This window comes from Mesorhizobium sp. B2-4-19, assembly GCF_006441315.1.
Taxonomy (GTDB): Bacteria; Pseudomonadota; Alphaproteobacteria; order Rhizobiales; family Rhizobiaceae; genus Mesorhizobium.
This window is the reverse complement of the sequence record NZ_VFUV01000038.1, coordinates 1-8,874: the sequence shown is the minus strand read 5'-3', so window position 1 is coordinate 8,874 and position 8,874 is coordinate 1. Positions and strand designations below refer to the sequence as shown.

7 protein-coding genes are annotated in these 8,874 nt (G+C 63.6%); all 7 read right to left on the bottom strand.

The annotated features are described in order from the left end of the window. Positions 1-200: 200 nt before the first annotated feature. Positions 201-659: a hypothetical protein gene (locus FJ546_RS30955; RefSeq protein WP_140893023.1), complete on the bottom strand. Its 459-nt coding sequence runs from the start codon at positions 657-659 to the stop codon at positions 201-203. A gap of 111 nt (positions 660-770) precedes the next feature. Then, positions 771-1,949, bottom strand: coding sequence for an MFS transporter (locus FJ546_RS30950; RefSeq protein ID WP_140893021.1), 1,179 nt, complete (start codon positions 1,947-1,949; stop codon positions 771-773). A gap of 78 nt (positions 1,950-2,027) precedes the next feature. Next, positions 2,028-2,768 carry an NUDIX hydrolase gene (locus FJ546_RS30945; RefSeq protein WP_140893020.1) on the bottom strand — a complete coding sequence of 247 codons (741 nt, stop codon included), beginning with the start codon at positions 2,766-2,768 and terminating at the stop codon, positions 2,028-2,030. Positions 2,769-2,841: 73 nt separating this feature from the next. Then, positions 2,842-3,294 carry a DUF983 domain-containing protein gene (locus FJ546_RS30940; RefSeq protein ID WP_140893018.1) on the bottom strand — a complete coding sequence of 151 codons (453 nt, stop codon included), beginning with the start codon at positions 3,292-3,294 and terminating at the stop codon, positions 2,842-2,844. Beyond that, positions 3,294-5,600 carry a ribonuclease R gene (gene rnr, locus FJ546_RS30935; protein ID WP_140893017.1) on the bottom strand — a complete coding sequence of 769 codons (2,307 nt, stop codon included), beginning with the start codon at positions 5,598-5,600 and terminating at the stop codon, positions 3,294-3,296. Before rnr ends, FJ546_RS30940 begins: the two co-directional genes overlap by 1 nt. Before the next feature lie 6 nt (positions 5,601-5,606). Continuing rightward, entirely contained in the window at positions 5,607-8,228 is a 2,622-nt protein-coding gene (gene topA / locus FJ546_RS30930; RefSeq protein WP_140893015.1) for a type I DNA topoisomerase, read from the bottom strand. Positions 8,229-8,594: 366 nt separating this feature from the next. Then, positions 8,595-8,874 (bottom strand): hypothetical protein (locus tag FJ546_RS30925; protein WP_140893013.1); only part of this gene is annotated, 280 nt, incomplete at its 5' end.

Sequence of the window (8,874 nt, the reverse complement as noted above, 5' to 3'; positions counted from 1 at the left end):
TGAACCGCTTCGACGCAAAACTGAAGCGGACAAATGATGTGCTACCAAACCGGACAACTTGATTAGCTACCGACAGCCCGGTGGAGCTTCTTGTCGTAAGCACATGAGTTGTCCGGGTTAGGTAGCACATGAGTTGTCCGGTTTTATGAGCAGTACGGCGGAGCTTCTCCGCCCCACCGGAACCGCCCCATGGCCTCAAATCATGCGGTTTCTGTCTCGGGCGCCGCAATCTTTTTCCAGTCCCCGGTGGTGTTCCACCAGCGATTCGGATTGGCACGGTCGTCCAGACCCTTGGAGCGGCTGGCGAGGATCGGCTGGATGCGGATCACCGGCTCCTGGTAGGAATGGGCCTGGAAAATCGCCTCGACGACACGGCTGGCCAAAGCCTGGTCATCAGGCAATTCGAAGGAAACTTCGACCGTGCCCGGGCGGCGGCGCAATTCGGTCTCGGCGCCGGCCGCGGCCCCTCCAAGCGGCCTGTAGCGCTCGATGCCGTGCGCAGACTGATAGGCGTTGCGGTCATATTTGCCCATCGCCAGCGGGGCGATCGCAACCACCGCGTCCATGATGCGGTCGACATCCGCCGCCGGGGCCTGGAAGGTCACGAGCAGCAGAAGCGTCATTCTCAAGGATGTGGTTTCAAAGCCGCTGTCGATCATGGGAGTGTCCTCAACTTCCGATGTATGGGGATACTCTTTTACCGCGTGGCTCCTGACATGGTTCTGTCAGCAGCCGCCGTGTACGGAAACAGAATCGCTGTCCCGGACGCGCTACAAAAGGATCTTGCGCACCAGCCTGAAGCAGACCAGGGCGATATATGCGCCGAAGAACAGGCCGAGCGACCAGCCGAAGCCGGAAGGCCCGAAACTGTCCATGCCGATGCCGATCGCCTGCGGACCAAGCACCATGCCGACGCCGTAGCACAGCACGAAGGCCGCGTTGGCCGACGCCAGTTCGTGGCCGGAGAGCTGCGAACCGAGATGGGCAAGGCCGATCGTGTACATGGCCGCGACGACGCCGCCCCAGACGAACAGAAGCGCTGCCATCAAGTGCCAGTTCGCGGCAAAGAAGGGCATGAACAGCGTACCGGCAAGGCCAACCGTGGCGCAGGCGAGCAGCAGATAGCGCCGGTCCGAAACGCGGTCGCTGATCATGCCGATCGGGATCTGCAGGAGCACATTGCCCAGCCCGATCATGGTCAGCAGCAATGCGGCGTCGGCTTCGGAATAGCCGATGCGGTTGCCATAGACCGGGAACAGCGCGAAGCCGCCAGTTTCGACCGCGCCGAACACCAGCACGGCAAAAGTCGCGGTCGGCACCAGCCAGATGTAGCGCAGGAAATTGCTGGTTTCGCCATCGGCCACGATGGAGGGGCTTTCGTTGCGCGCGGCCAGCACCGGTATGGCGGCCAGCGTCACCAATCCAATGATTACGCCGAACGGCCTGAAGCCGGAGCTGCCGAGATGGGCGAACAGCCAAGGGCCGGCGGCAAACCCGAGCGACAGGACGGTGGCGTAGATGCCAAGGACAAGGCCGCGCCGGTGCGGCGGCGCCGACGTGCTGATCCAGAATTCCGACAGGATGAACAGCACCGTCAACGCGATATGCAGCACGATGCGCAGCGGGAACCACATCCAGAAATCGGGCGCGAAATGAAAGCCGACGAAGGCCAGCGCACCGGTGGCGATCATTGCGATCATGGTCCAGACGACGCCAAAGCGCATGGCGAGCGGCGTCGCCAGCGGCGCACCGGCGATCGAGGCCAGGCCGGCGACGGCGGTGTTGAGGCCGATCATCGAAGCCGAGTGGCCGCGCGTTTCGAGGATGACGCTGAGCAGTGGCATGCCGAGGCCTATGGCGATGCCGACGACGCTGATCGACGAGATCGCTGCCACCATCGGCAGCCAGTGTACGCGTTCGTCGCCCTGTGGTTGGGTATCGACCGTCATGGGGTGCTGAATACTCTGTCTCGTTGATCTTATGCAATTCCGGGCGGAAAACCGCGTCACACTCTTCCTGGAATTGCTCTACAGAAGTTCGCGGGTGAAGCTGTTGCGGACAAGCCGGTAGAAGGGCACGGGGCCGCCCGGACGCAGCAGCGGATCTTGGGCGAGGCGCTTTTCCAGCTCGTCCAGGATCATTCGGGTGATGTCGGGTATGTCGGCTTCCCTGGCCTTGGCAAGCGGCAGCCAGACCAGTTCCTCGAGTTCATTGGTCGGGCCGCCGCCCGGCAGTTCAACGGCGACGTCGCTGCGCCAGGCGCTGAAGAAACGCGTGTCGAAGCGGCGCACCCGGTTGGGCGGAGTGATGGCGCGCGCGATGAAGCGCAGCGTTTCGAGCGAAGGCCTCACGCCGTGTTCGACAAAACCTTGCCAGTCGCGCTTGTCGGTGGCAAAGGCGGCCCTCTCGCCGATGAGCAGCCCGGCTTCCTCATAGGTTTCGCGAATTGCCGACAAGGCGACAGCGCGGGCCCGGGCGGCACTGGTGCGGCCGGGGCCTGCAAGCAGCTTCGCTTCCTCGTCGCGATGCAATGCGGTGGCCGTCGCGATGCGGCTGTCGGCCGGGTCGGTACGACCACCGGGAAACACGAACTTTCCGGGCATGAAGGCGTGGCCGGCGTGACGGCGCCCCATCAGCACCAGTACCTCATCGCCCTTGCGGTCGAGAAGAATCAGGGTCGCGGCGTCACGCGGACGCAGGGGCCGGCCGCCATGTGCGGCAAGACCCTTGTCGAGCTTGTCGACATCCGCCTTGGTCATTGCTTCCATGCGAAGGGACCTAGCGGAAACTTTTTGCATGCGAAAGTGGCCTTAGCGATTGGCGTGTTGCGCCAGCGGCGCATCAGGCGCCGTGGTGGGAGCCCGCCCCATCCTTTTCGCCACCGAATCCGTGCATATAGAACACCCATTGCAGTCCGATGACGGCGCCTTTGACAGGCTGCAGCAGGGCAACCGACAAGATGATGGTCAAGGGCACCCAGATGAGGATGTGCTGCCAGGTGGACAGCGTCGATGCCGCTTCAACGCCCATGAAGGCGCCGAGAACGATGTGGCCGACGATGACGATGACCAGATAGGCCGGCAGGTCGTCGGCGCGATGGTGGTGGATTTCCTCGCCACAGACGCTGCAGGTCTCGACAGTCTTGGTGAAGCCGCGAAACAGCTTGCCTTCGCCGCAGTTCGGGCAGCGGCCCAAAAGGCCGCGCTTCAATGCCGTCCACAAAGGGCGGGCGACCCGACCCGTGTGATGTTCACCGCCGAAAACCTGTTCTTGTATCCCTAATTCTTCTGGCATTATCGTCTCCTGCCGCGCGAGCCCGGTCGCGATTGCGACGCACGGGCGCGGCCCTTAGCCTTGTGAAACGACCTGGTAGAGCCTGGCAGGGGCTTCGGGTCGGTCAGCATCTCGAAGCGCATGGCGCCGGCCATCGGTGCCACCTCGACGAGCCGGACCTCGACATGATCCGCGAGCTGGTAGCCTTTGCCTGAGCGTTCTCCGAAGAGCGAGCGAGCCGTTTCGTCGTATATATAGTAATCGCCGCCCAGAGTTGACACGGGGATGAAGCCATCGGCGCCATATTGCGGCAATTGGACAAATAGTCCTGATTTGGTGACGCCGGAGATTCGGGCGTCGAACCGGTCGTCGATGCGCTCGGCCAGATAGGCTGCAATCAGCCGGTCGACCGTGTCGCGCTCGGCCGCCATGGCACGCCGTTCCGTGCCGGAGATCAGGATCGCAACGTCTTCGAGCCGAGCTGCTTCGTCCTGCGTCAGTCCTCCCTGACCGAGGCCAAGTGCGGCAATAAGCCCGCGATGCACGATCAAATCGGCATAGCGGCGGATGGGCGAGGTGAAATGCGCGTAGCGCCTGAGGTTGAGGCCGAAATGGCCGATATTCCCGGGCGAATATTCAGCCTGGCTCTGCGAGCGCAGCACCACTTCGTTGACCAGTGCCTCATTGTCGGCGCCGCGCACGCGCTCGAGAATGCCGTTGAACTGGCTGGGCCGCATCTGCGCGCCGCGCGCCAGCGACAGGCCGAGCGTCTGCAGGAATTCGCGCAGCGATTCCTGTTTGGCGAGCGACGGCGCGTCGTGCACGCGGTAGACCAGCGCCTGCTTCTTCGCCTCCAGCGTCTCGGCGGCGGCGACATTGGCCTGGATCATGAACTCTTCGATGAGCTTATGGGCATCGAGGCGTTCCGGCACGATGACACGGTCGACCGTGCCATCCGGCTTGAGCATTATCTTGCGCTCCGGCAGGTCGAGTTCGAGCGGCTGGCGGCCGGCGCGACCGCGCTTGAGGATCGCATAGGCATCCCAGAGCGGCTTCAGCACCGTGTCAAGGATCGGGCCGGTCTTGTCGTCGGGCACGCCGTCGATCGCCGCCTGCGCCTGCGGATAGGCGAGCTTCGCCGCCGATTTCATCATCACGCGGTGGAAAGAGTGCCGGATCTTGTGGCCATCGGCGGAGAAGGTCATGCGCACGGCAAGGGCCGGGCGATCCTGGCCCTCGCGCAGCGAGCAGAGATCATTGGAAATACGCTCGGGCAGCATCGGCACGACGCGATCCGGGAAATAGACCGAATTGCCGCGCTTCAAGGCTTCGCGGTCCAGCGCCGTGCGGTAGCGGACATAGGCGGCGACATCGGCGATCGCCACCGTGGCGATCACGCCGCCCGGGTTCTTTTCGTCGAGATCAGGCGTCGCAAAGACAGCGTCATCATGGTCCTTGGCGTCGGCCGGGTCGATGGTGACGAGCGGCAGGTCGCGCCAGTCCTCGCGGTGATCAAGCGTCGCCGGCTTGACGGCTTCGGATTCGGCGATGACATCGGCCGGAAAGATGTGCGGGATGTCGTGGGCGTGAATGGCGATCATCGAGACCGCTTTTTCGCTGGTCAGCGAGCCCAGCACATTGAGCACCTTGGCTCTCGGTAGCCCGTAGCGGGAAGCCCGCGCCGGCTCGACCTCGACCAGGTCGCCATTCTTGGCGCCGTTCTGGAATTCCTTGTCGACGATCAACTCCGGCTGGCGCCGTTCCACCGGCTCGATGCGGAAGGTGCCGTCCTTTAGCACGCGAAAGACACCGAGGACGGCATCGGTGCGCTTCTCGAAGATCTTCATCACCCGGCCGGTATAGGCAGGGCCCGACGGATCATCGGTCGGGTAGGTCTTGGCCAGGACGCGGTCGCCAATACCCGGCGCCGCACCATTGCCGCTGCGCGACACGCGGATCGAGACGACAGGTGGCTCGCCGGTGCCTACGGACTCCGCCGGATGCGCCAGCAAAATGCCGTCGCCGTCACGGCCAAAAATGTCGAGCACGGCGACATGGGGCAGGGCGCCGACGCGGGCCAGCCGCTTGCGCTCCTTGGTGAGCACGCCTTCATCCTGCAGGTCGCGCAAAATATCTTTCAGCCAGATGCGGTCGTCGCCACGCAGCGCGAAGGCCTTGGCGATGTCACGCTTTCCGGCACGGTCGGGATTTTCGGCGATATAGCGCAGGATTTCGTCGCGCGAGGGCCGATAGTCGTCCTTGACCTTGGCCCTCGTGTCGGCGGTGCGCGGATCGCCGTGGCTCCGTCCGGTGATCCTGCGCGCCACGCCGTCCTACCCTTTTTTCTTCGCTGCCGGCTTCTTGGCCGCTGTCTTCTTGGCTGCCGGCGCCTTGGCCGCGGCCGCCTTGCGGAACGGCTTCTTGCCGCCGCCTCCCTTGGCTTCCTTCTCGGCGATCAGCGCCAGCGCATCCTCGATCGTCACCGATTGCGGATCCTTGCCCTTGGGCAGTGTGGCATTGACCTTGCCGAAATTGACGTAAGGCCCGTATTTGCCGTCGCGCACGACGATCTTGCCGCCGCCATCGGGATGGTCGCCAAGCTCCTTCAGGGCCGCCGGCGTGCCGCCATTGCGGCCGCCCTTGCCCTTCGACTGCTTCTCGGCAATCACCATGACGGCGCGGTTGAGGCCGATCGAGAAGACATCCTCGATGCTGTCGAGATTGGCGTAGGTGCCATCATGCAGCACGAACGGCCCGTAGCGGCCGAGCCCGGCCGAGATCATCTTGGACGTCTCGGGATGCTTGCCGATATCGCGCGGCAGCGCCAGCAACGCCAATGCTTTCTCATGGTCGATGGTCTCGGGCGTCCAACCCTTGGGCAGGCTCGAGCGCTTGGCTTCCTTGCCGTCGCCGCGCTGGAGGTAGGGACCGAAGCGGCCCGAGCGCAGGGTGATTTCCTCCGCCGTGTAGGGGTCCTTGCCGAGCACCTTGATGCCGTCCTCGCCGCCGCCATTCTCGCCATTCGGATTGGCGGCGTCGCCGAGCTGGCGGGTGAAGGAACATTCGGGATAGTTCGAGCAGCCGACGAAGGCTCCGAACTTGCCGAGCTTCAGCGAGAGGTTGCCGGTGCCGCATTTCGGGCAGATGCGCGGGTTGGAGCCGTCTTCGCGCGCTGGGAAGACCAGCGGCGCCAGTTCCTCGTTCAGCGCATCGAGCACGTCGGTGACACGCAGTTCCTTGATGTCGGCGACCGCGCCCGAAAAATCCTTCCAGAAATCGCGCAGCACGTCCTTCCAGGCGAGCTTGCCGTCGGAAATCTCGTCGAGCTTTTCCTCCAGCGATGCGGTGAAGTCATATTCGACATAGCGCTCGAAGAAGCTTTCGAGGAAAGCGGACAACAGACGGCCCTTGGCCTGCGGCACCAGCCGGCGCTTGTCGATCGTGACATAGTCGCGGTCCTCGAGCGTCTTCAGGATTGCCGTATAGGTCGAAGGCCGGCCGATGCCGAGCTCTTCCAGCTTCTTGATCAGCGTGGCTTCGGAATAGCGCGGCGGCGGCTCGGTCGTGTGCTGGGTGGCGTTGATTGCCTGGCGGGCAAGCTGCTCGCCGGCACGGATTTCCGGCAGACGGCGGTTTTCCTCGTCTTCCGCGTCATCGTCCTTCTGATCGGTGTAGGCGGCGATGAAGCCGTCGAAGCGAACGACCGAACCGACCGCGCGAAGCTCGGCGCTGCGGGCGCCGTTGACCGCCTCGATCTCGACGGTGGTGCGCTCGATCTCGGCCGGCTGCATCTGGCTGGCGATGGCGCGCTTCCAGATCAGCTCATAAAGCCGCATCTGGTCGGAATCGAGATATTGCCGAACCGAGGCCGGGGTGCGCATGAAATCCGTCGGGCGGATCGCTTCGTGCGCTTCCTGGGCATTCTTGGCCTTGGTCGTGTAGAAACGCGGCTTTTCCGGCAGGTATTTCGGGCCGAATTCCTTGGCGATGGCGTCACGGGCAGCGTCGATCGCCTCGGGCGCCATCTGAACGCCGTCGGTTCGCATATAGGTGATCAGGCCGGCGGTCTCGCCGCCGATCTCCATGCCTTCATAGAGCCGTTGCGCCACCTGCATGGTACGGGTGGCGGAGAAACCGAGGCCCGATGAAGCGGCCTGCTGCAGCGTCGAGGTGGTGAAGGGCGGGCCTGGATTTCGCCTGGTCGGCTTGGCTTCCACCGACAATGCCTTGAAGGTCGCGCCCTCGAGCATCGCCTTGATGTCGTCGGCCTGCGCCTTGTTGGCAATATCGAGCTTTTGCAGCTTCTTGCGCTCGAAGGCGGTCAGCCGCGCTTCGAAAGTCTCGTTGCGTGGCGTGCCGAGGATGGCGGCGATCTGCCAATATTCCTCGCGGATGAAGCGTTCGATCTCGGATTCACGGTCGCAGACCAGGCGCAGGGCCACGGACTGGACACGGCCGGCCGAGCGGGCGCCGGGCAATTTGCGCCACAGCACCGGCGACAGCGTGAAGCCGACGAGATAGTCCAGCGCCCGGCGGGCAAGATAGGCATCGACCAGCGGCGCGTCGATCTGGCGCGGATTGGCCATGGCCTCCAGCACCGACGATTTGGTGATGGCGTTGAAGACGACGCGGCTGACCGGCTTATCCTTCAGCGCACGCTTCTGCTTCAGAACTTCCAGCACATGCCAGGAAATGGCCTCGCCTTCGCGATCCGGGTCGGTGGCGAGGATCAGGCCGTCGGCATCCTTGACCGCCTTGGCGATGTCGGCGAGCCGCTTGCCCGAGGCGGTGTCGACCGCCCAGGACATGGCGAAGTCTTCATCCGGGCGCACGGAGCCATCCTTGGCCGGCAAATCGCGGACATGGCCGAACGAGGCCAGAACCTTGTAGTTCTTGCCGAGGTATTTGTTGATTGTCTTCGCCTTGGCCGGCGATTCGACGACGACGACGTCCATGAGGTCTCATATCAGCTGTGATGCGGCAGAAGAATTCCGCTGCGCGCGACGAAATCTCGTTCTATTTGCCGCTCACATGGCCGCGCTTTTGCATCCGGTCAAGGGGAAGCGCCCAAATTGCGGGGCTGTTCGCAGCAATACACTCTTAGAGTGTATGGAGAAAATCACAGATTTTGGCTTGGAGGGATGACGTCGCTTGCTCGGCGCGAACGGCCCGATTCATTTCCGCCGAGTCGCGGAGAAGGCGGCTGCGCACGGCGCCGGGACGACGAGGGGAAAGGCCGCCTGAAGCTGGCCGCCGGCTGCATGGAGGAATGCCCGGCGACCAGCCTTCTCCCGCCGTCAGGCGTGCGATTGTATCGAGGATCAATCGGCTTTCAGCATGTGCCAGACGCCGGCGACACCGTCACCGTTCACATCGCCGGCCTTCTTGTCCTTGATGAAGGTGTAGACCGGCTTGCCGTCATAGGCCCACATCTTGGTGCCGTCGGTGCGGTCGATGACGCTCCATTCGTCGTCCGCCTTGGCGCCGGCCGCGGCCTTCAGCGGCGGCCAGTTGGCGGCGCATTTGTCGTAGCAATTGGTCTTGCCCTTCGCGTCCTTGTCATAGGTATAGAGCGTCATGCCCTTGGCGTCGGTGTAGATC

Bases quoted from the DNA above. Each gene is read 5' to 3' on its own strand.
- FJ546_RS30955 (WP_140893023.1), bottom strand. From the start codon at position 659: ATGATCGACAGCGGCTTTGAAACCACATCCTTGAGAATGACGCTTCTG.
- FJ546_RS30945 (WP_140893020.1), bottom strand. From the start codon at position 2,768: ATGGAAGCAATGACCAAGGCGGATGTCGACAAGCTCGACAAGGGTCTT.
- FJ546_RS30940 (WP_140893018.1), bottom strand. From the start codon at position 3,294: ATGCCAGAAGAATTAGGGATACAAGAACAGGTTTTCGGCGGTGAACAT.
- topA (WP_140893015.1), bottom strand. From the start codon at position 8,228: ATGGACGTCGTCGTCGTCGAATCGCCGGCCAAGGCGAAGACAATCAAC.
- FJ546_RS30950 (WP_140893021.1), bottom strand. From the start codon at position 1,949: ATGACGGTCGATACCCAACCACAGGGCGACGAACGCGTACACTGGCTG.